The organism is Dyella kyungheensis (genome assembly GCF_049913195.1).
Lineage (GTDB): Bacteria > Pseudomonadota > Gammaproteobacteria > Xanthomonadales > Rhodanobacteraceae > Dyella > Dyella kyungheensis.
In genome coordinates, this window is the sequence record NZ_CP183983.1 from 2,427,520 (window position 1) to 2,449,550 (window position 22,031).

Below are 22,031 nucleotides of genomic sequence, written 5' to 3' on the forward strand. Positions count from 1 at the left end.
CCCGGTTTTCATGATGTTGCTCCCGATGCCGCCGCCGGCACGCGACCGGCGAGTGAATAGATCGTCGTGGCGTTGCCGCCAAACACGGCCGTCTCGTGGCGACGGGCAAACCGCCGCGTCAGTTTCTGCGCGCAGGCTTTCCATTGTTCGTAGGTGGCATGCGTGGTGAGTACGGGCCAGTCGCTGCCCCATAGCACGCGTTGCCCACCGAAGCTTTCGAAGAGATGCGCCACATAGGGCTCGATGGCTGCCATGCCGTTGTTGAGATCCGCCAGCGTCAGCAATCCCGACAATTTGCACGCCACGTCCGGCACCTGGGCAACGCGGGCGATCGCGCCGGCCCACGAGGCGAATTGCCCATCGGCGATGTTCGGTTTCGCGCCGTGGTCGACCACGGTGACCAAGCCCGAGTGCCGGGCCAGGCGCTGCGAAAGCGCGCGCAGATGCCGGTTGTCCACCAGCGCGTCGAAGACCAGGCCATGGTCGCGCAGGCAGTCGAACGCGCGATCGAGCGAGGGACGGGCGAGCCATTCCGTATCGGGAATGTCCTGCACCATGGGGCGGATGCCGCGCAGCAGGCCTTGTCCTTGTTCGACGAGGGCGGCAATGCGTTGCGTGGCATCGTCCGCCTCCATGTCGACCCAGCCGACGACGCCGAGCACGCCGTCGGTCTGCCGGGCGAGGTCGAACAGGAACAGCGTCTCGCGCTCGTCCGGTGCGGCCTGCACGAGGAGGCAGGCATCCGTCGCCGCTTCAAGATCGGGGGGAAGAAAAGCGCGTTGCAGCGTGGCCGGAGCGTGCGCCAGCCAGCCATAGTCCAGGCGCGAGGGATCCCAGTAGTGGCGGTGCGCGTCGATGATCATGGCGTCCGCACGCTCGTGTCGAGCAGGCCTTGTTCGATCAGCGACGCCCAGGTCGCAGCGGGAACCGTGGCACGCATGCGTGCCATGGCATCGTCGACCTCGGACACCGAGCGCAGCCCGCACACGACTTTCGTCACCGCCGGGTGCGCGAGCGGAAACTGCAATGCGGCCGCGCCGACGCTCGTGCCGGCTTGTGCACACAAGTCGTAGAACTGTTGCGCGCGCTCCTTGATCGCCGGCGATGCCGGAGCGTAGTCATAGGTATCGCCCGGTCCAGCGTCCGCGCCAAGCAGGCCGGAGTTGTAGGGGCCGGCGATCAGTACAGCCACGCCGTCCGCTTCGGCCCTCGCCATGACGGTTTTGCTGCGCGCCTGTTCGAACAGCGTGTAGCGGCCGGCCAGCATGATCGCGTCCAGGGGAAAACGATCCATCACTTCCAGGCAGACGGCCTCTTCGTTCACGCCCAGGCCGATGCCGCCGACCACGCCCTGATCGCGCAATTCGGCCATGGCCGGCAGCGCTTCGTCGAGCGCCTGCTTCAAGATCTGCGGGTGACGCGCGCCATGGGTCAACTCGCCGATGTCGTGCAGCAACAGCAGGTCGATGCGGCCGGTGCGCAGCCGCCGGATGCTGCTCTCCAGGCTGCGCAGGATGCCGTCGCGGGTGTAATTGAAATAGGCGCGGCGACCGTCGACGGCGAAGCCGTCGCTGCGGTCCTTGTGGTCCTCGTCGATATCGATGAGCCGGCCGACCTTGGTGGACAGCGTATAGCTGGAGCGCTCGGTGCCTTGCAGCGCATCGCCGATGCGCGTCTCGCTGAGGCCGTAGCCGTAAAAGGGCGCGGTGTCGAAATGCCGGATGCCATGACGCCAGGCGTGCGCGATCGCCTCCCGCGCCGCCTCGTCACCCACGCCCGCATACAGATTGCCCGCCGGCGCGCCGCCGAAGGCGAGCGAGGCCAGCCGGGCATCGCTCCCGCCGGGCTGGACGGGTGAGATCTGCTGTTCGTGCTGAGCCGGCATCAAAACCCCCAAAACCCGCCTCCTGCAAGGCCGGAACGCTGCGCCACCGGGCGCCGGCCACCCGGGTGGCGGCGCCTTTTGGGCATCCTACTACTTGTGCACAGATAAAAACTAGGTTTATATGTGAGCGGAAGGGCGGGCTGGCTTACGCCAAGCCGACGCGCTGAGCGTCGCGTTTGGCCTTCCATCGAGCAGATAGCCGTTCGCCGCGTTCGCCAACGAAGGTTGGTGGTAGTGCATGCACAGCATCGGGGTAGGTGATGGCGCCGTTATCGGATAAGGGGATCGAACCCCTGCATAGGGATCGCCTGCAGGACATGGGCGCGCCGATCATCGCCGGCACCCTGGGCAGGCAATCCCGCCCGGTGTCGCCCTTCCTGGCCGCGGACGTCGGCGGCACGCATGCACGCATCGGGCTGGTCGTGCCCGACGTCGCCACGGGCCAGCCGGACATCGTCTTCTACAAGGTCTATCGCTGCGCCGAGCACGCCTCGCTGGCGGAGATTCTTTGCAGCTTCTGTCGCGATCACAGCGTGCATCCCGACGCGCTGGTGCTGGCGTGCGCAGGATTCGTCGAGCATGGCGTGGTGATCAACGAGAGCCTGGCCTGGCCAGTGTTGCTCGACCGCCTGCGCATCGAAGGCGGCTTTGCTTCCATCGACGTACTCAACGACTTCGAGGCATTCGCGCACGCCGTCGGCCATTTCGGCGAGGAGAACAGCACTCTCATCGTGGATGGTGTCGCCAATCCCGACGGCCCGGTGGCCGTGGTCGGTCCCGGCACCGGACTCGGCGCCGCACTCTGGCTGCCGGGCCGGCCGGCTCGCGTGCTGCATACCGAAGCAGGACATATGGAGCTGGCCGCACGCCCCGGCATCGAGCAGACCATCCGCGCGCAGTTGGGACCGGTCGACGGCTACGTGCCTTACGACCGCGTACTCAGCGGACCTGGCCTGCTGCGTCTCTATCGCGCGCTCGCTGCCGTGCAGGGTGTGCCTGCGACGTTTGCCGATCCCGGCGAGATCACCGCCATGGCACTGGCCGGCATGGACGCGCTCGCCACGCAGACGGTCGATCAATTCTGCCGCTGGCTGGGCGCGTTCTGCGGCGACGTGGCGATTGCCTTCAATGCGAGCGGCGGCGTTTGCCTGGCAGGCGGTTTTCTCGCGCGCATCACCAGCATCCTGCGCTCCGGTCCATTTACCGAGCGCTTCCTGGACAAGGGCGTGATGCGTTCGTTCTTGAACAGTACGCCCGTGTTTGTGGTCGAGCATGGGCAATTGGGCGTGCAGGGCGCCGCGAACTGGCGACTGGCTCGCTGACACGGGTTTCTTCCGCCGGGTTCATGCCGGTGTAGCAGGGGCAGGGAATGAAGTTGACGTTGCGTCACGCGCTAGCGCTGCTGTCGTCGATGTTGCTGTGGTCGATGGCAGGCCATGCGCAGGTGCGCATCGACATGGATCACGACTGGCGCTTCCGCACCGATGCGACCGACGCAGGCATCGCGGCCGACTGGCCCCGCGCCACGCCGGCGGAAACGCGACTGGTCGACGTGCCGCACACCTGGAACATCGGCAAGGACGACGACTACGAAGGCGTCGCCTGGTATTTCAAAAGCTTCACGGTGCCGGCGTCGATGCTGGCGTCCCATGTCGAATTGCATTTCGGCGCCACCTTCTACCGCAGCCGCGTCTGGGTCAACGGTACCGAAGTCGGCGGGCACGAAGGCGGACATACGGCTTACGCCCTGGATATCGGCCGGCAACTTCGCGCCGGGGAAAACCGCATCGCCGTGCGCCTGGACAACCGTTCCGGCGAGGCCACCATTCCCGGCTACGCGATGCGGCAGCTGGCCAGCGGCAGCGTCTGGTACGACTGGTGGCATTACGGCGGCATCGTGCGCGACGTGTGGCTCACCGTCTCGGACCACGCGCTGATCCGGCGGCAACGCATCGCCAGCAAGCTTGGCGGCGATGCGGCCAGCGTCAGCAGCCAGGTGTTCGTCGAGAACGTCGATGGCGCCGACGGCAGCTATAGCGTGACCGCGAGCATCGTCGATCCCGACGGCAAGACGGTGGCGCAGGCGCAGCAGAACGTCTCGGCCAAGGCAGGACAAGCCGCCACGGCGACGCTGGCGGTGACGCTGCCGCATCCCCAATTGTGGAACGTCGGCGACGCGCGGCTGTATCAATGGGTGACGGAGCTGCATGCCGCCGACGGCAGCGTGCTCGACTCGCGCAGCGATACGTTCGGGCTGCGCGACATCGCCATTCGCGACCGCCGCCTTTACGTCAACGGCAAACCGGTGCGGCTTAGCGGCGTCAGCCGTCACGAGGATTCGCCGTGGGAAGGATTGGCGGAATCGGCGGGAACGATACGCCGCGACTGGTCCGACATGGCGGCCCTGCATACGACATTGACGCGGCCCGTGCACTATCCGCAGAACGATGCGGTGCTCGATTTCGCCGACCGCCACGGCATCCTGCTGGTACCGGAAATCCCGGTCTGGCAGTTCAGCGAGGCGCAACTGAAGAACCCCAAGTTGCTCGCGCTGGCCAAGCACATGATGCGCGAGATGATCGAGCAGGACGGCAATCACGCCAGCATCTTCGCCTGGAGCGTGTGCAACGAGAGCGATGCCTCCTTGCCCGGCGGCCGTGCCTATGTGGACGCCATGGCGGCGCTTATCCGCGATATCGACCCGGGCCGCTATGTGACCTTTGCCGATGCCGATATCAGCAGCAAGCCATGGAAAGAGGCGCCGGTGATGCACGACGTCGACTTCATCATGGCCAACGCCTATTTCGGTTCGTGGAGCGGATCGGGCAGCGACGTGGAGGCGTGGCTGGATTTTGTCGACCGCACCTATCCCGACAAGATGGTGATCATCTCCGAGTTCGGCTATCCCGGCGTCTTCTCGCATGACAGCGTGTCTGCCGACAAGGCGCGTTCCGACAACCTGCTCCAGCAGATGGACGCGTTCCAGAAGCGGAGCTTCATTGCCGGCGCGATCTTCTGGACGTATCAGGACTACAAGTCCCATCGCAATCTGTGGCCTGGCCAGACCGAAGGCTATGTCGATCATGGCCTGGTCGACGAGAACCGCCAGCGCAGGCCGTCGTACGGCATCTACGAAGCACGCAACCAGGCGTTGTCGGTAACGACGCAATGGCGGGTCGATGCAGGCGGGCTGCGCGGATTCCAGGCGACGGTGAGCAGCTATCCGGCCAGCCATCTGCCGTCCTATCCGATGCTTGGCTATGTGGCGCACTGGCGCGCCATCGATGATCGTGGCCAGGAACTTGCCCACGGTGACGAAGCGCTACGCGACCTGTCGCAACCTATCCGCTTCGAGGGCGCGTGGCAGGCCGCAGGCAAGAGCGCCGCGGTGCATCTTGCCGTGGATGTGACCCGGCCCGACGGTGTGCGAGCCGGTGGCGTGGTCAGCGATTATCACCCGTTGAATATCGGCAGCGCCCACTTCCTTCCGAACAAGGACGAGCAACCATGATGAAACCGGTCGCGCATGGTGCGCTCGCCGCGGGCTGGCTGCTATGCGCCTCGGCGTTGGCGCAATCGCCCACCGCGCCTACCGCGGATACCTTGTCGCCCGCGGCGCAGGATCAGGCATGGCAGCAGGCCAGCGCCAAGTTCGCGCCGCAACGAAAGGCGATCCTCGATCGCGTGGCCAAGGCCGCAGGCGAGGGGCCGTTCCGCAGCGACTGGGCTTCGCTGCAGACATACCGCTCGCCCGCCTGGTACGACGATGCCAAGTTCGGCATCTTCATCCACTGGGGTGTCTATTCGGTGCCCGCATTCGGCAGCGAGTGGTACTCGCGCAACATGTACCAGCAGGGGACGAAGGAGTTCGCCCACCACGTGGCCACGTACGGGCCGCAGTCGACGTTCGGCTACAAGGATTTCGTGCCGATGTTCAAGGCCGAGCACTTCGACCCGAAGGCCTGGGCGCAGTTGTTCCATGAAGCCGGCGCGCGTTACGTGGTGCCGGTGGCGGAACACCACGATGGCTTCGCCATGTACGACTCGGCACTGTCGGACTGGACGGCGGTCAAGAAGGGCCCGAAGCGCGACGTGATCGGCGAGCTGGAACACGCCGTGCGAGGGCAGGGCATGCGCTTTGGCGTGTCGTCGCATCGCGCCGAGCACGATTGGTTCTTCGACGGCGGCCGCGCTTTCGATTCGGACGTCAACGATCCGCGCAATGCGGAACTGTATGGCCCGGCCGTTGCGCACCTCAGCAAGGAAGACGAGAACCTGGCCCAGGACTGGACCTACGTCTCCCAGGTCTGGCTGGACGACTGGCTCGCGCGCACCGCCGAGCTGGCCGACAAATACCATCCGGACCTGATCTACTTCGACTGGTGGATCGGCCACCCGAGCTTCCGCTCCACGCTGCCGACGCTGCTGTCGTACTACTACAACGAAGGCGCGAAACGCGACGGCGTGGTGGTGAATTACAAGCTGGGCGATTTCGCCGATGGCGCCGGCACGCTGGATATCGAACGCGGGCAGCTGAAGGGCATTCACGCCACGCATTGGCAAACCGATACCTCGATCAGCAACGATTCCTGGGGCTACATCGAGCACGACACGTACAAGTCGCCCACCTTCATCATCCATCTGCTGGTGGATGTGGTCAGCAAGAACGGCAACCTGATGCTCAATGTCGGGCCGCGGGCCGATGGCACCATTCCTGATGGCGCGCAGGACACGCTGCGCAGCATTGGCCGCTGGCTGAAGGCGAACGGCGAGGCGATCTATGGCAGCAGGCCATGGCGCACCTTTGGCGAAGGCCCCACCGAAGTGGTCAGCGGCACGTTCCAGGACACCAAGACCAAGCCCTATACCGCCGATGATTTCCGCTTCACCACCGGCCACGGCAAGCTCTACGCGATCGAGCTGGACTGGCCGGGCAACGCCCAGGCCACCATCCATGCGATCAAGCCGGAAGACAAGGTCATCCGCGTCGAGTCCGTGGCCGACAACCGCACCATCCCGTTCTCCCAGGATGCCGGCGGCCTGCATCTTCGCCTTCCTCCCCGACCGATAGGCAGCGATGCCTACGCCTATCGGATCACCTTCTCCACCCCCAACTCACTTAAGGCTGCGCCATGAAACGATGGTTGTCCCTGGCCGTTTCGCTGTGTCTTGCTTGTGCGTCGACCGGCGCGTTTGCGAAAGCACCCACCGCGCTGTTCTACATGATCGAAATACAGAAATCGATCAACTCGTTCGAGGCGCACGTCGACAAGGTCGACCTGCTGGTACCCACCTGGTTCGGCGTGGACGGGAACGGCCTGGTGTCCGGTTCACCCAATCTCTACGTGCTCAAACTGGCCAAGGCGCATCGCGTGCCGGTGATGCCGATCATCTCCGCCGGCGGCGACCGCAAGAAGTTCCACGATCTGCTGGTCAACGAAACCGCCAAGAAGGCGATGATCGAGGGCATGCTCGAGCAGGCGAAACTTTACGGTTTCGTCGGCTTCCAGTTCGATTTCGAGAACATCGCCTGGACCGATCGCGACGCACTGACCTTGCTGACGCAGCAGACCGCCACGGCGCTGCACAAGCATGGCCTGAAGCTGTCCATGGCGGTGGTGCCGAACGCGCCGGGTTACGCGGGCCGCGGCCCCTTCGCCAAATGGATCTGGGAATACTGGAAGGGTGCGTACGATCTCAAGGCGCTGGGACAAGCGCTGGATCTGGTCTGCCTGATGACGTACGACCAGCACACCCGCTGGACCACGCCGGGCCCGGTGGCGGGCATGCCATGGGTGATGGCAAACCTGGAATACGCCTTGAAGGTGGTGCCGAAGGAGAAGCTCTCGCTGGGCATCGGCCTGTACGGCTACCACTGGTTTGCCGGCGATCCGGTGGGCGCGGACGGCAAGGAGAGTTCGAACATTTCCGCGCAGTACATCGACGCGGACGAATCGTTCCCGCTGGCCAAGCAGTTCAATGCCACCATGCAGTGGGATCCGGTGGAGCATGAATCGTGGTTCTACTTCTATCGCGACCAGATGCGCGAATGGGTGTTCCTGCCCGATGCGCATGCGTTCCGCGATCGCTACGACGTGGTCAAGCAATACGGCCTGGAAGGCTTCTGCGCGTGGGTGATCGGTGCGGAAGATCCCAAGATCTGGGAGGAGCTGCCCGATGCGGTGCGCTAAGCGCGGGTTGAAGACGCCGATCGCGCTGGCCTGCCTGTTGGGGCTTGCGGTCGACGCGCATGCGATGGACACGCCGCCGATCATTCCGCTCCCCGCGCAGGTCAGCATGGAGCAGGGAAGTTATGTCGTCAGTGCCGCCGCCGTCATCCATGTCGCGCCGGGCGATCGCGCTGCTTCCGATGCGGCCCATTACCTGGCGGACCTGCTGGTGCGAACGCGCGGACTTTCGCTGCCGGTGATCGAGGATGCAACGGCCACGAGTCGCGGCGGCATCGTCATCCGCAGCGATGCGGCGGCCAGTGTCGCGCAGGCGGAAGGCTACGTGCTCGATGTCGACGCGCAGGGCATGCGTATCAGCGCGCGGGATGCGGCAGGACTGTTCTATGGTGCGGTCAGCGCATGGCAGCTGATGACACCCGATGCGGCCAAAGGCGCCGTCTCGGTGCCCGCGGCGCACATCGCCGACTGGCCGAGATTCGGCTGGCGAGGCCTGATGCTCGACTCGGCGCGGCATTTCCAGCAACCGGCAGAGATCAAGCAACTGCTCGACGCGATGGCGCAGCACAAGCTCAACGTCTTCCATTGGCATCTCACCGATGACCAGGGATGGCGCCTGGAAATCCGCCGCTATCCCAAGCTCACGCAGATCGGCGCATGGCGCCGGCCGCCGGGCGCTGGCGACACGCAGTACGGCGGTTACTACACGCAGGCGGAGGTGAAGGACATCGTTGCCTACGCCACCGCCCGCCACATCACGGTGGTGCCGGAAATCGACATGCCGGGCCATGCGCAAGCCGCCGTGGCTGCCTATCCGGATATCGGCGTCACCGGCGCGCAACCGCCCGTGTCGATCGACTGGGGCGTCAATCCCTACCTGTTCAACGTCGACGACCACACCATCGACTTCCTGCACAACGTGCTGGATGAGGTGATGGAACTGTTTCCGTCGACCTTCATCCACGTGGGCGGCGACGAAGCGATCAAGGACCAGTGGCAGGCATCGGCCGCCGTGCAGGCGCGCATGCACGCGCTGGGCATCAAGGACGAGAAGGCGCTGCAGAGCTGGTTCATCGAACGCATGGGGCAATACCTGGCGCAGCATGGACGCCGCCTGATCGGTTGGGACGAGATCCTCGAAGGCGGCGTGCCGCCGTCTGCCTCGGTGATGTCCTGGCGCGGCACGCAAGGCGCCATCGATGCGGCGCGGCTGGGGCACGACGTGGTGTTGTCGCCCGCACCGACGCTGTACTTCGACAACCTGCAAAGCCATGGCGACGACGAGCCCACCGGGCGATTGGGCGTGCAGACGCTTGCCACCGTCTACCAGTTCGAAGCCGTATCACCGGAACTGACCGCCGAGCAGGCAAAGCATGTGCTGGGTGCGCAGGCCAACATCTGGACCGAGTACCTCACCGCGCCCTGGCAGATCCAGCATGCGGCCTTTCCGCGCCTGGACGCCCTCGCCGAAGCGGCCTGGACACCCGCGAACGAGCGTCACTTCGACAACTTCATTGCGCGGCTTCCTGCGCAATTCGATCGTTACCGGAAAATGGGCATCGACTATGCCGATAGCGCGTTCGCGGTCGACATGCGTGGGCAAAGAGCCGACGGCAAAGTCACCGTGACGCTTGCCGCGCAGGAACCCTCGGCCATCATCCGCTACACCACGGACGGAACCTTGCCGGTGGCGAGTTCGCCCATCTATGGCAAACCGGTCGAGGCTGCGCTGCCGGTCACCATCAGTGCGACGAGCTTTGCCAGCGATGGGTCGCCTCTTGCGCGCGTCCGCACGCAGCGCTTCGATGCGCAGACGCTTGCCAGCTACGACGGTAATGCACTCCAGGCCTGCTCGAAAGGCGACCTCGGCCTGCGTGTGCCCTTGCTGCCCGACGCCACTTCGCCCGCACCTGTCTACAACGTCGACCTGATGAACAGTTGCTGGCGCGTGACGAATGTGCCGCTGGACGGTGCCGTCACCATGGTGATCGATGGCGCGTGGCTGGCCCGCAATTACGGCCTGGCGCATGACGCATCGAAGGTGAAGGTGCGAGCATCGCGCACGCCCGCCGGCGAGTTCGAGGTTCATCTCGATACATGCAGCGGCCCATTGGCGGCCAGCATGCCGCTGCCCACGGATTCTCTGCCGGGCAGGACGTACCGGGTGACGGCTCCCGTGGCGGCGCACGGGGGTACGCACGATCTGTGCATCCTGTCGACGGCGCCGGTGCGTGGATCGTTGTCGGGCGTCAGCCGCGTATCGTTCAACTCGTCTGCGTCGCGTCGCGCAACGCCGTGACCTGTCGGGGCGCACACATGAGACGGTTACAGCAGATCGGCATGCTGGCGGCGCTGCTGCTCGGCGTATCGCTGGCAACATCCGCTCCGGCCGACGAGGGGACGGAGCGGGCAGCCAGTCTGGTGGCGCGCATGACGCCAGCAGAGAAGATCGGGCAGTTGCAGAGCAGTGCCCCGGCGATCCCGCGTCTTGGGATTCCCGCATACGATTGGTGGAGCGAAGGCCTGCACGGTTTCGCGCGGCATGGCGAGGCAACCGTATTCCCGCAGGCCATCGGTCTTGCGGCCAGCTGGGACCCGTCATTGCTTCACGCGGTAGGCGGTGTGGTCGCCGCGCAGGCGCGCAGCCAGTTCCTCGCCACCGGCCTGCACAACGATCATGGGCGCTTCAACGGCCTGACCATCTGGTCTCCCAACATCAATATCTTTCGCGACCCTCGTTGGGGGCGAGGCCAGGAAACCTATGGCGAGGATCCACGCCTGACGGCAACGCTGGCCGTAGCCTTCATCCAAGGCCTGCAAGGCAGCGATCCCGCACACCCCACGGTAATCGCCACGCCCAAGCACTTCGCCGTGCACAGCGGCCCGGAGCCGGGCCGTCATGGTTTCGACGTGGACGTGTCCGCACACGATCTCGAAGACACCTACCTGCCTGCGTTCCGGGCGGCCATCGTCGAAGGTCATGCGGGATCGATCATGTGCGCCTACAACGCCATCCACGGCGTTCCCGTATGCGCATTGCCGTGGTTGTTGGGCGAACGCCTGCGCAACGACTGGGGGTTCCAGGGCTTCGTCGTATCCGACTGCGATGCGGTGGACGACATGACGATGTTCCACCACTACCGGAAAGACAACGCCGGCTCGTCGGCCAGTGCTTTGCGCGCAGGCACGGATCTCGATTGCGGTTCGGCCTATGCGGGTCTTGGTGACGCGTTGGCGGATGGCAGGATCGGCGAGCATGACCTCGACGTGGCCGCGACACGGCTGTTTGCTGCGCGCTATCGCCTCGGCATGTTCGACGCATCCGCACCAGCACCGCGCGACAATCCCGACGCGAATCGAGTGCTGGCGCTCCGCGCGGCCGGCGAATCGATGGTGTTGCTGAAGAACCGTGCCAATACGCTGCCACTGAAGCCTGGCGGCCGCATCGCCGTGGTGGGACCCAATGCCGATGCCTTGTCCGTCCTGGAAGCCAACTACCACGGCACCGCACGAAAGCCGGTGACGCCGCTCGATGGCCTGCGTGCGTTATGGGGCGAGAAGAATGTGCGCTACGCCCAAGGCGCCACACTCGCCGATGGCGTGACCGTGCCGATTCCCTCGACGGCACTGGCTGGTCTCAAGGGTGAGTATTTTCGAGATGCCCGTTTGACCGGCAAGCCGGCGATGACGCGTTTCGACAGCAAGATCGATCTGGACGCGGACCATACGCCGCCCGCGAGCGTGCTGGATGCTTCCGGCTATGCGGTGCGCTGGACGGCGCAGCTGTTGCCGCCCGGTGCGGGCGACTACACCCTGGCCGTGCGCATGGATCGATGCTTCGACTGCCGCGGGCACGATCCCGTGCGCCTCTATCTGGACGGCCATCTGATCACCGGCAGTACGGGCGGCGATGAGACCCTGTCGGCGACAGTTCATTTCGACGACACGCATCCCCACGATCTCCGCCTGGAGTGGGAGCACAGCGGCGAGGACCAGGGCATCCACCTGGAATGGATGGCCCCTGCGGATGCGCAACTCGCGGAGGCAGCAAAAGCGACCGCGGATGCCGACGCCGTGGTCGCCTTCGTGGGCTTGTCACCGGGCGTCGAGGGCGAGGAACTGAAAGTCGATGTGCCGGGCTTCATGGGAGGCGACCGGACCGATATCGGATTGCCGTCTTCGCAACGGAAACTGTTGGAAACGGTGGCCGCCAGCAAGAAGCCGCTGGTGGTCGTCCTGATGAGCGGCAGCGCCGTGGCCTTGAATTGGGCTCGCGAGCACGCGGACGCCATCTTGGTGGCGTGGTATCCGGGCGAACAGGGCGGCTTGGCAGTGGCGCAGACGCTTGCAGGCGTGATCAATCCTGCCGGCCGCCTTCCCGTGACCTTCTATCGCGACGTGCGCGATCTTCCGCCCTTCATCGATTACGGCATGAAGGGCCGCACCTATCGCTACTTCAAGGGCGAGCCACTTTATTCGTTCGGCGACGGCCTGAGCTACACCACGTTTGCCTATGACGCGCCAAAGCTGTCCACGCAAAGCCTGAAGGCCGGCGAGTCGCTCGACGTCGCAGTAAATGTGCGCAATACCGGAACGCGTACCGGCGACGAAGTGGTGCAGGTCTATCTTGCGTATCCCGACGCTCCTGATGCGCCGCGCCGGGCCTTGGTCGGTTTCCAGCGCATTTCCCTCGCGGCAGGCGAGCAACGAAGCGTGACGTTCCGCCTCGATCCGCGCGCGCTGAGCCTGGTGGATGCCGACGGTACTCGCGCGGTCAGGGCAGGGCGCTACGGCCTGTTCGTGGGCGGCCAGCAAGCCTCGGCGGGACAGCAGCCTGCAACGTTCACCATGACGGGGCATGCCGAGATGCCGCGCTGACCATGCCAATGCATGGCCTGGCCAGCGTCATCTCACTTCGAAGGCAGCGGGCTGGCGTCGAACACCTGGAATTCGCGGATGGATGCATCGCCCACGCTGGAGAGGATGTTCAGCCTGACGCGTTGCGCGGTGACTCGCGGAAACACGTCGATCTTCATATGGCCGATGGCCTCGGCCCCGGCGACCGGATGCCACGCCTTGCCGTCGAACACCTCGATGGCGTACTTGCGCACGTGCTGCCCGTCGTCGAGCCATTCCATCGTGAGCGTGCGATCGAACGTGACCGGGTGACCGAAGTTCACTTCGAGCGTGGCATGCCGGGAGCCGGCCGGCGCAGTCCAGAACGTGTTCTTGTCGCCATCCAGCGCCGCCTCGGTATTTTCATCCGCATCCACGTGGTGACGGGCCAGGTTGCTGGCATCGCCGTAGCGCTCGCGCAGCGCCTTGCCAAACGCTTCGAGGCGCGCGACGTCGGCATCGGGGAGTTGGCCGTGCCGATCCGGCGCGATGCCAAGCATCAGCTGGCCGCCGCGGCCGACGCTGTTTTCCCAGGTATCCATCAGTTTCGCCACGCTCTTGAGCGTCGCCTCGTCATTCGGATGCCAGAACCAGTGCAGGTCGTGCAGCGGAGTGTCGACTTCCACCGGACGCCAGCGCTGGTAGCCATGGCGGTCGATCACGTTCCAGTTCTCGCCGCGAATGTAGCCATCCTCCTGGCCCACCCAGCGGATATCGCCGTATTCGAACAGGCCCATGTCGGCAAACACCATGGCGTTCGACTGGTAGGTACGCAGCGTTTCGATGTAACTCGGAAAATCGTAGACGTGGCCCGCGCTGCCCGCGCCATCGAGCCACCATTCGACCAGCGGTCCATAGTGCTGGACCAGTTCCTCCATCTGGGCGCGGTAGTACGCATCGTAGGCCTGGGGTTGTTTGTAGCGCGGCTCATGCCGGTCCCACGGCGACAGGTAGACGCCGAACTCCAACCCTTCGGCGCGTGCGGCATCCGATGCAAGGCGAACAAGGTCTCCCTTGCCGCCCATCCACGGACTGCTCTTCACCGAATAATCGCTCTGCGCCGTCGGAAACAAGGCAAAGCCATCGTGGTGCTTGGCCACCATGACCATGTAACGCGCCCCTGCCGCGCGGCTGGCGCGCGCCCATTGCGCCGCATCGACATGGTCGGGATTGAACACCTTGGGATCGGCCGTGCCGTCGCCCCATTCGCGGTCGAGGAAGGTGTTCGTGCCGAAATGGACGATCACGCCGAACTCCAGATCCTGCCAGTGAATCTGCTGGGGAGAGGGCTTGGTATCCGCTGCGCCTTGCGCCGACGATGCCGACGAAAAAAGAGAGAGCGCCAGGGCGGCGCCAAGAACGGTTCGGGCAAGACGCTTCATTAGCCACCTTCGTCAAAAATCATTTGGACGTAAATACGTCCTTATGGAAGATTTCATTAGAGGACGGGAAACGCGGTCGTGTCAATGAAATATGGCGTCCTGTTGCAGGCGAGATCATTTGGGTTTCGCCTCGCATTCGCTTTGCTCATCGTCATGCCGTTTCGCGCCGGGGCGATGCAGTCATCGGTTGTTTCGACCGAATTCGTATCGACGCACCCGCCGACGCCGCAGTGCCATGCGGGCACCATCGTCGACACGCCGGGCGGGCTCGTCGCGGCATGGTTCGGCGGCAAGCAGGAGCGCGACCCGAGCGTTGGCATCTGGCTATCCCGACATCTTTCCGGCCAATGGACCAGGCCGCGCGAAGTCGCCAACGGCAGGCAGCCCGACGGTTCGCGGTTGCCCACATGGAATCCCGTGCTGTTCCGCTCGGCGACCGGCCGACTGATGTTGTTCTACAAGATCGGGCCGGATCCGCAGCATTGGTGGGGCATGCGGATGACCTCCGACGACGACGGCGCCAGCTGGTCCGCACCGCGGCGGCTTCCGCCAGGTATCCTCGGGCCAATCAAGAACAAACCCATCCAGCTCGCCAACGGCGAGATCCTCAGTCCGTCCAGCACGGAGCAAGGCGGCTGGCGAGTTCATACCGAGCGATCGGTGGATGACGGCAAAACCTGGGTGGCCGGCAACGATATTTCGTCCCACGGCATCGATGCCATTCAACCAAGCCTGCTCTCCATGCGGGACGGCACCATCGAGGCCGTCGGTCGCACGCGCCAGGGCAAACTGTTCTGGTCGCGGTCCGGCGATGCAGGGCATCACTGGTCGCCCCTGGGCTTGCTGGAGGTGACCAACCCCAATGCCGGCATCGACGCCGTGTCGCTCACGGACGGCCGCTACCTGCTGGTCTACAACCCCACGTTGCCTGGCCCTCATTGGTGGGATGGGCGAGGGACGCTGGCGGTCGCCCTCAGTGCCGATGGCCTGCACTGGAAGAGGGTGCTTACGCTCGAGAGCCAGCCCGGTCGGGAGTACTCCTATCCGGCCGTCATCCAGTCGCGCGATGGCCTGGTCCATGTCTTGTATACGTGGCAGAGAACGCGCATGCGACATGTGGTGATCGACCCCGCCCTGCTGCCCACGCCGGCACCACCCGGCTGAAAGGATTTCGTCCGCTTTGTCTGGCAGCTTGTTCGCCCCCGCACCAGCTCGAGCCCAGTGCTTGCTGGTACCCCTGACGTCCATGCCACCCCGGAGCCAGCCCTCACGAGTATTGCTGCGATGCAACTTGCATCGATCTAGATTCGGCTTATAACTACATCAAATATGAACTACGAGTTCGTATATGAATCTATTCTCGCGTGGGGCGGGATGGATGGCAGCAGCGATGAAGCGCGGGGTCGGCAACGACAGAGAGGGCATCGCCAGCGGGTGGTGCGGGAGAAAGGTCGATAAAGCCGTCACGCCGCTTTGTCGCGAGCAGGGCGGCACAAGCGCCTGTTCCGGGTCAGGGACCGCGAGAGCGGACCGGTGCAGGCGAGCGAACACAGCGCACAAGAAGTGAATAGAGCTGGCGAGCGCAAGGCTCAACGGCAATCACAACATTGAAGCTTTACGGGGAGAGGGTTAACCATGAACACAATCCGTTTGCGACGCAGCGTACTCGCCAGTTCCCTGGCATTCGCGCTTTTCGCGCCACTCGCCTTCGCTCAGTCGGCGCCGTCCGGCAGCGATCAGTCCTCCGCGCAGCAGGCACCCGCGGACGCGCCGGCGCCCGGCAAGTCGAACAAGACCGTCGACTTGCAGGGCGTCACCGTCACCGGCTCCATGATCCCGCGCTCGCAAGTCGAAGGGCCGGCGCCGGTGGTTTCGGTCACCGCCCAGCAGATCAAGGACCAGGGTTTCACCACGCTGTGGGAATTCCTCGATTCGTTGCCGCAGGTGGGGCAGCAGACATCGGATCCGGCCTCCTGGGGCTCCAGTTCCGTCAACGCGCGCTCAGTCAATCTGCGCGGCGTCGGCCCTGGCTTCAGCCTGCTGTTGATCGATGGCCATCGCGTGGTGGATTACCCGCAGCCGCTCAACAAGCAGAGCAATTTCCAGAACTACAACAATCTTCCCATCGGCATGATCGATCATGTCGAAGTGCTGGCTTCCGGCGCGTCGTCGATCTACGGTTCGGACGCGGTGGCCGGCGTGATCAACGTGATCCTGAAGAAGAACTACCAGGGTGACGAACTGCAGATCACCGGCGGCGGTGCCACCCGTGGCGGCCGCAACTACGGCGACATCAACTTCTTCGGCGGCAAGTCCGGCAGCAACTGGCACATCCTCTATAACCTCGAGCAGTCCAACCGCACGGCGTTGTGGGGCAAGGATCGTCCGTACCAGGACTCGGTGTCCGATGCAGGCTACGGCGCCTGGGGGCCGGCGGCCCGCATGTTCGGCTATCAGTACGACGCGGCCAGTGCCATCGCGCTTTCCGCGAAGGACGCCAACGGCCACTACATCACGCCGCCGGCAGGCAGCTGCTCGAAGTTCACCAATTCGCAGCTCAGCCAGTCGCATTCGGTCACCACCAATGGTACCCAGATCGCCAGCGTGACCGACAACGGTTACTACTGCTCGCAGCCTGCGCTGTTCCAGAACTGGGTGCTGACGCCCGGTAGCCGCAGCCAGAACGGCTACATCGCCGGCGAGTACGATTTCAGCAACGGCTTGCAGCTGTATGGCTCGGCCGCGCTGTACGACACCACCGGCATCTCCAACACCCAGCTCCCGGTGGTAGTTACCCCGCAGTTCTATGACCAGGGCACGGGGCAGGTGATCAGCCAGGGCATCCGTCAGTTGACCGCGCAAGAGATGGGCACGGCGGCCAACACGCACGACCGCGAGCAGAACTGGAACCTGCAGGTTGGCCTGAAGGGCACCCTGTTCGACAACCGGTTCAACTGGGATTTGAACCTCAGCAGCCAGAAGTACACGGTGCGCGAAGACTATACGGGCATCAACGTCAATGGCATGAACAACTTCTTCCTCGGCAAGCAGCAGGGCACTACCGCAGATAATCTGCCGATCTACAACATGAACTGGCAGCAGTGGTGGAGCCCGATCACGCCGCAGCAGTACGGTCAGTTCGCGGTCAATGGCGAAAACACCTCGTCGTCGTGGCTGGATCAGGCGCAGTTCCGCGTCAACGGCGATCTGTTCAAGCTGCCGTGGGTGGACGAATCGGTGGGTTGGGCCGCGGTGCTGGAAGCCGCGCACAACGGCTTCCTGCTATCGCCCGATCCACGTTCTACTTATTCCAACGCGAGCAATTTCCAGAATCCGTTCGGCGCGTATCTCACGGGCGGCGGTACGCGCCAGCGCTTCTCGCTGGGTACCGAGTTCCGCGTGCCGATTCTCGATTCGTTGACCTGGACCATCTCGGGCCGCGGCGACAAGTACAACGACGCGAGCATGGCCGACGTCGCCAAGACCTGGGGCACGGGCCTGGAATACCGTCCGTACGACGGGCTGCTGCTTCGCGGCAGCTACGGCACCAACTTCAAGGCGCCGGACATGCAGGCTATCTACCTGACCGGTTCTACATCGCCGGTGGGTGACTACATCGATCCGCTGCAATGTATCAACGCGATCAAGGCAGGCGTGAGCAACAGCACGTGGTGCAGCCAGGTACAACGCACCTCTGACCAGTTCTACAAGTTGAATACCAACGGCAGCACCTTGTTGGAGCCGCAGACCGGCCACTCCTGGACCTATGGTTTCGTGTGGCAGATCCCGGGCGTGCAGGGCTTGTCGGTGTCGGCCGATTACTGGCACATGGGCGTGGACAACGCGATCCAGTATCTCGACCAACAGACCGTGCTGGTCGACGAGGCCGGTTGCTTGACCGGTCTGCAGGCCAATGGCACATCGGCGTTGTCGCCTTACACGGCGCACGTGCCGGGCTCGGCGTATTGCCAGATGGTCACCCAGATGGTTCAGCGCAATGCGGCTGGACAGATCGTTTCGGAAGAGTCCGGCCCGATCAACGAAGCCTCACTATACGTCAGCGGTATCGATGCGTCGCTGGATTACAAGATCCACACCGACGATTACGGCAACTTCCGCGCCGGCCTCAACTACACCAACAACCTGTCGTACAAGCAGCGCGTGCTGGCTTCCGATCCGCTGCAGAACACCCGCTACAACAACGTGGCGAGCCGCATGACCTGGATCGCCGACTGGACCAAGGGCGACTGGAACGTGTCGATCTCCGGTGTGCGCGATGGCAGCATGCGTGCCCCGAACTACGCTGGTTGCGTCGTGCTGCCCAATGGCATCCAGCCGGGCATGGTCAACGTGCAGAACGGCAGCGAGTCGATCAGCACGGGCGTGTGCCAGGTGACGCAGGACGGCAACCCGGTGGCCGTGGACTCCGCGACGTATCGCGGCAGGACGCCGGTGTGGATCACCTGGAACACCGCTGTTGGCTGGAAGTTCAACCCGGATACCACGTTGAAGCTCACCGTATCCAACATCTTCGACAAGGTCGGTGCGATCCCGTACTACGCCGGCGGCTTCGAGTTCGTCACGACGGGCCAGACCGCCGACGAATACAACGGTCGCGAGATTTTCCTGACGTTCGATTACAAGTTCAAATAAGGCTGTGATTCCCAGCCTGCTTCAGGCATGAGTCTCCCCTGTCTGACGGGTCGGCCTCGGCGTTGCCGAGGTCGACCCGCTCATGACGGCAAGGGAGGGCACGTTCCGGTGTGGATCAAGGAATGAGGCGTATGCCGTCCTGGAAGAAGATCACTCGACACCGTGGCCGGCGCTGGTTAGGCATGGCGTGTGCGCTATGTACAACAGCGGCCGTTGCCGGCGATCCACCGAAAGCTTTTGTGCCGCCGGACGCAGCAACGATCGAACATCAATGGGTGGATGCGAACCGCCCCTTCGATGGCGCGCGTCAGTCCGTTCTCGCGCAAACGGATAAGGTAGCCTGGCAAGGCCCCATGTCTCCGGACTGGAAAAGCCTCACCGCGTATCGCACACCGGCGTGGTATCAGGATGCGAAGTTTGGCATCTTCATCCACTGGGGCGTTTACTCCGTGGCGGCGTACAAGGGCGAGTGGTATCCGCGCCATATGTACGAACGCGGCGGCGAGTACGCCAATTACTACCAACATCAGGTGAGCACCTATGGAGCGATGCCGCAAGTCGGCTACAAGGACCTGATCCCGCGCTTCAAGGCAGAGCATTTCGATCCGCAGGCATGGGCGGCATTGTTCCATGCGGCAGGTGCGCGTTACGTGGTTCCGGTAGCCGAGCACCACGACGGCTTCGCCATGTACGACTCCAAGCTATCCGACTGGACTGCCGTGAAGATGGGGCCCCATCGCGATGTGATCGGCGAGCTGGCCAAGGCGATTCGCGCGCAAGGCATGAAGCTTGGCCTTTCCTCCCATCGCGCGGAACACGATTGGTTCTACGAGTACGGACGCAGCTTCGATTCCGACGTCAACGACCCCAAGTACGCCGCGCTGTACGGGCCGGCACATCCGACTGAGTCGGCCAAGGGTGCGGATGGCAAGGACGTCGATTGGACCTTCGTTTCGGATGCCTATCTCAACGACTGGCTCGCACGTTCGTCTGAAATCGTGCAGGACTACCATCCGGATCTGATGTATTTCGATTGGTGGGTGGGCCAGCCGCGTTTTCGCGGGGCGCTCGCCGAATTTGCCGCCTTCTACTACAACCAGGCGGCATCGCGCGATCAAGGCGTCGTGCTCAATTACAAGCTCGACAACATGATGCCCGGCACCGGCACCTTGAACATCGAGCGAGGGCAGGCGGCCGATATCCTTGCGCAGCCCTGGCAGACCGAAACCTCCGTGAGCCCTGACTCCTGGGGCTACGCCGAGGGCGACACCTACAAGTCGCCCGACGAGATCGTGCAACTGCTCGCCGACGTAGTGAGCAAGAACGGCAACCTGCTGTTGAACATCGGTCCCAAGGCCGACGGTACGATTCCCGACGAGGCAAAAAGCATTCTGCTCGCCGTGGGCCAGTGGCTGAAGCTCAACGGCGATGCCATCTACGGCTCGCGACCCTGGCAGCGCTTCGGCGAAGGCCCAACCCAGGTCGCCGCCGGCACCATGCAAGACACCAAGACCAAGCCCTATACGCCGGAAGACTTCCGGTTCACCACGCACGATGGCCACCTCTATGCCATCGAGATGGAGTGGCCTGCGAATGGGCAGGCGGTGATTCATTCCATCACGCCTTCCATGGCGGTTCGGAAGGTAACGCTGCTGGCAACAGGCACATCGATCGCCTTCAGGCAGAACGCAGACGGCCTGCATCTGGAGTTGCCGAAGCGTCCATCAGGATTACATGCCTACGTGTATCGCATCGATACCCAGGTGGCGTCGGGTCGAATGGATTTGAAAGAACAGCGCTAACGCGACGGCATACGCCGATCCATAAGTGATCTTATTTATAGCAACAGAAACGAAAGACTCAGCTCAGGCGGCCCTTCGTTGATTATTCACGCCATTTACACGCAATTGCGTGATAGCTTCTCGCCGCTATTTGGGGAATTCAGGTATCAGGTTTAGTCGGCCAATGATGGGGCTCAGCGCCCCGTCAAGCTTCGGCTGATTGGGCTTTTGACGTCCTTTAGGTGTTGCTATTCATGGCCTTGGCGCGCCGGCTTCGGTCGGCGTGATTCATTGCGTCTTTGTGCGTAATCGAACAGGGGTTCGATTGCCATTGAATAATGCGCGCTTTTTGGCCATCCGTGTTTTCTTGCGATTAGCATTGGTTGAATGCCTCGGTTGTATCTCACTCAATAATCAAGGGGAAAATATGCGCTTTAAAAGCCGTCGTTTAGGTTATTTCCTGGCCTGTGGCGCGATCGCCATGTCTTTTGGCAGCGCTGCTTTCGCGGCACCTGTCCAAGGAAAGGCATCGGTCAAGTTGACTCACGTCTTCGCGACGTTGCAGACCGGGCAGGAAGATAAGAAGCCGGAAGACGTCGAAGCCTGCCGCAAGCAGGTGTCGGCCCCGGGTTCCCGGTATCTGGGCATTACCGTCACGACGCAGTACTCCATCGATGCACAGTCGATGATCATGACCGCATCGTCGTCCTTGCCGTCGCCGAAGGCTACGCAGCCGTTGCAGCTCACCGTGAACATGCCGCCGCTGGGTATTGCAGGCCAGTATGCGTTCGGCGCGTTTCGTCCGCCGGTACTGCCGAACAACTACGTGTTGTTCTCGATCGGCCTGGACTTCAAGGGAGCCAAGTCGTCCGTGCTGGTTCTTAACGAGGGCAAGGATTACAACTGCCTTGTCACCAGCGATGCGGCGCCTTTCGGCGGTGCATTGAGCGAGAAGCTCGGTTCCCAGCAGAAGTAATCTCCAGGCAGCGGTCACGCTGTTCTGAATAATGTGGAAAAGGAAAGCAGGCTCCTTCAGGGGCCTGCTTGACTGTGTCTGGTCTGCTGGTCTCTGCCTAAGTCGCCGTCGCGACCGGCGAACGCATTGCTGTGAATCTCGGTGGCGTCGCGTAGACCAACAGCAGAAGGCAATCAAACTGCCCCGAGATACTGGCTATCAGCTGGCAACGCGATGCCAGGCGAGGGACCGCAAAGAACGCCCACTTGCAGAGCCGGCAATCGTTGCTTA

General features: G+C 63.5%; 13 protein-coding genes. 10 read left to right on the plus strand and 3 right to left on the minus strand.

Features of this window, described 5'->3' with window-relative positions; genetic code table 11:
* Positions 1-8: 8 nt before the first annotated feature.
* On the minus strand, positions 9-863 hold the full coding sequence (locus ACN9MB_RS10825) for an amidohydrolase family protein (protein WP_426271824.1): 855 nt from the start codon (positions 861-863) through the stop codon (positions 9-11).
* Positions 860-1,885, minus strand: coding sequence for an aldo/keto reductase (locus ACN9MB_RS10830; RefSeq protein WP_426271825.1), 1,026 nt, complete (start codon positions 1,883-1,885; stop codon positions 860-862). The genes ACN9MB_RS10825 and ACN9MB_RS10830 overlap by 4 nt, the downstream gene beginning before the upstream one ends.
* 317 nt (positions 1,886-2,202) lie before the next feature.
* Here ACN9MB_RS10830 and ACN9MB_RS10835 point away from each other — a divergent pair, with 317 nt between their 5' ends.
* From ACN9MB_RS10835 to ACN9MB_RS10860, 6 genes are read left to right on the plus strand one after another with little or no spacing between them, the layout of a single operon-like run.
* Positions 2,203-3,207, plus strand: coding sequence for a glucokinase (locus ACN9MB_RS10835; protein ID WP_204637850.1), 1,005 nt, complete (start codon positions 2,203-2,205; stop codon positions 3,205-3,207).
* Between the two features lie 47 nt (positions 3,208-3,254).
* The gene (locus ACN9MB_RS10840; RefSeq protein ID WP_426271826.1) at positions 3,255-5,396 is read left to right on the plus strand and encodes a glycoside hydrolase family 2 protein; all 2,142 of its coding nucleotides are present in this window, start codon (positions 3,255-3,257) and stop codon (positions 5,394-5,396) included.
* On the plus strand, positions 5,393-7,021 hold the full coding sequence (locus tag ACN9MB_RS10845; RefSeq protein WP_426271827.1) for an alpha-L-fucosidase: 1,629 nt from the start codon (positions 5,393-5,395) through the stop codon (positions 7,019-7,021). Before ACN9MB_RS10840 ends, ACN9MB_RS10845 begins: the two co-directional genes overlap by 4 nt.
* Positions 7,018-8,076 (plus strand): glycosyl hydrolase family 18 protein, encoded by a 1,059-nt coding sequence (locus tag ACN9MB_RS10850; RefSeq protein WP_426271828.1) that lies wholly within the window; start codon positions 7,018-7,020, stop codon positions 8,074-8,076. Before ACN9MB_RS10845 ends, ACN9MB_RS10850 begins: the two co-directional genes overlap by 4 nt.
* Positions 8,063-10,372 (plus strand): family 20 glycosylhydrolase, encoded by a 2,310-nt coding sequence (locus ACN9MB_RS10855; RefSeq protein ID WP_426271829.1) that lies wholly within the window; start codon positions 8,063-8,065, stop codon positions 10,370-10,372. The genes ACN9MB_RS10850 and ACN9MB_RS10855 overlap by 14 nt, the downstream gene beginning before the upstream one ends.
* A 17-nt stretch (positions 10,373-10,389) precedes the next feature.
* Complete coding sequence (locus ACN9MB_RS10860; RefSeq protein ID WP_426271830.1) at positions 10,390-12,951, plus strand: glycoside hydrolase family 3 C-terminal domain-containing protein; 2,562 nt, start codon at positions 10,390-10,392, stop codon at positions 12,949-12,951.
* A gap of 32 nt (positions 12,952-12,983) precedes the next feature.
* Here the strand turns inward: ACN9MB_RS10860 and ACN9MB_RS10865 are convergent, their stop codons facing one another.
* Complete coding sequence (locus ACN9MB_RS10865) at positions 12,984-14,351, minus strand: alpha-L-fucosidase (protein WP_426271831.1); 1,368 nt, start codon at positions 14,349-14,351, stop codon at positions 12,984-12,986.
* Positions 14,352-14,435: 84 nt separating this feature from the next.
* Here ACN9MB_RS10865 and ACN9MB_RS10870 point away from each other — a divergent pair, with 84 nt between their 5' ends.
* From ACN9MB_RS10870 to ACN9MB_RS10885, 4 genes are all read left to right on the plus strand, one after another.
* Positions 14,436-15,515: a sialidase family protein gene (locus ACN9MB_RS10870; RefSeq protein ID WP_426271832.1), complete on the plus strand. Its 1,080-nt coding sequence runs from the start codon at positions 14,436-14,438 to the stop codon at positions 15,513-15,515.
* 471 nt (positions 15,516-15,986) lie between these two features.
* Positions 15,987-19,004, plus strand: a complete 3,018-nt coding sequence (locus ACN9MB_RS10875) for a TonB-dependent receptor domain-containing protein (protein ID WP_426271833.1) — start codon at positions 15,987-15,989, stop codon at positions 19,002-19,004.
* Positions 19,005-19,357: 353 nt separating this feature from the next.
* Entirely contained in the window at positions 19,358-20,806 is a 1,449-nt protein-coding gene (locus tag ACN9MB_RS10880; protein ID WP_426271834.1) for an alpha-L-fucosidase, read from the plus strand.
* Between the two features lie 460 nt (positions 20,807-21,266).
* Positions 21,267-21,761, plus strand: coding sequence for a hypothetical protein (locus ACN9MB_RS10885; RefSeq protein WP_426271907.1), 495 nt, complete (start codon positions 21,267-21,269; stop codon positions 21,759-21,761).
* Positions 21,762-22,031: the final 270 nt, after the last annotated feature.

Bases quoted from the DNA above. Each gene is read 5' to 3' on its own strand.
- ACN9MB_RS10825 (WP_426271824.1), bottom strand. From the start codon at position 863: ATGATCATCGACGCGCACCGCCACTACTGGGATCCCTCGCGCCTGGAC.
- ACN9MB_RS10830 (WP_426271825.1), bottom strand. From the start codon at position 1,885: ATGCCGGCTCAGCACGAACAGCAGATCTCACCCGTCCAGCCCGGCGGG.
- ACN9MB_RS10835 (WP_204637850.1), top strand. From the start codon at position 2,203: ATGGGCGCGCCGATCATCGCCGGCACCCTGGGCAGGCAATCCCGCCCG.
- ACN9MB_RS10840 (WP_426271826.1), top strand. From the start codon at position 3,255: ATGAAGTTGACGTTGCGTCACGCGCTAGCGCTGCTGTCGTCGATGTTG.
- ACN9MB_RS10845 (WP_426271827.1), top strand. From the start codon at position 5,393: ATGATGAAACCGGTCGCGCATGGTGCGCTCGCCGCGGGCTGGCTGCTA.
- ACN9MB_RS10850 (WP_426271828.1), top strand. From the start codon at position 7,018: ATGAAACGATGGTTGTCCCTGGCCGTTTCGCTGTGTCTTGCTTGTGCG.
- ACN9MB_RS10855 (WP_426271829.1), top strand. From the start codon at position 8,063: ATGCGGTGCGCTAAGCGCGGGTTGAAGACGCCGATCGCGCTGGCCTGC.
- ACN9MB_RS10860 (WP_426271830.1), top strand. From the start codon at position 10,390: ATGAGACGGTTACAGCAGATCGGCATGCTGGCGGCGCTGCTGCTCGGC.
- ACN9MB_RS10865 (WP_426271831.1), bottom strand. From the start codon at position 14,351: ATGAAGCGTCTTGCCCGAACCGTTCTTGGCGCCGCCCTGGCGCTCTCT.
- ACN9MB_RS10870 (WP_426271832.1), top strand. From the start codon at position 14,436: ATGAAATATGGCGTCCTGTTGCAGGCGAGATCATTTGGGTTTCGCCTC.
- ACN9MB_RS10875 (WP_426271833.1), top strand. From the start codon at position 15,987: ATGAACACAATCCGTTTGCGACGCAGCGTACTCGCCAGTTCCCTGGCA.
- ACN9MB_RS10880 (WP_426271834.1), top strand. From the start codon at position 19,358: ATGTCTCCGGACTGGAAAAGCCTCACCGCGTATCGCACACCGGCGTGG.
- ACN9MB_RS10885 (WP_426271907.1), top strand. From the start codon at position 21,267: ATGTCTTTTGGCAGCGCTGCTTTCGCGGCACCTGTCCAAGGAAAGGCA.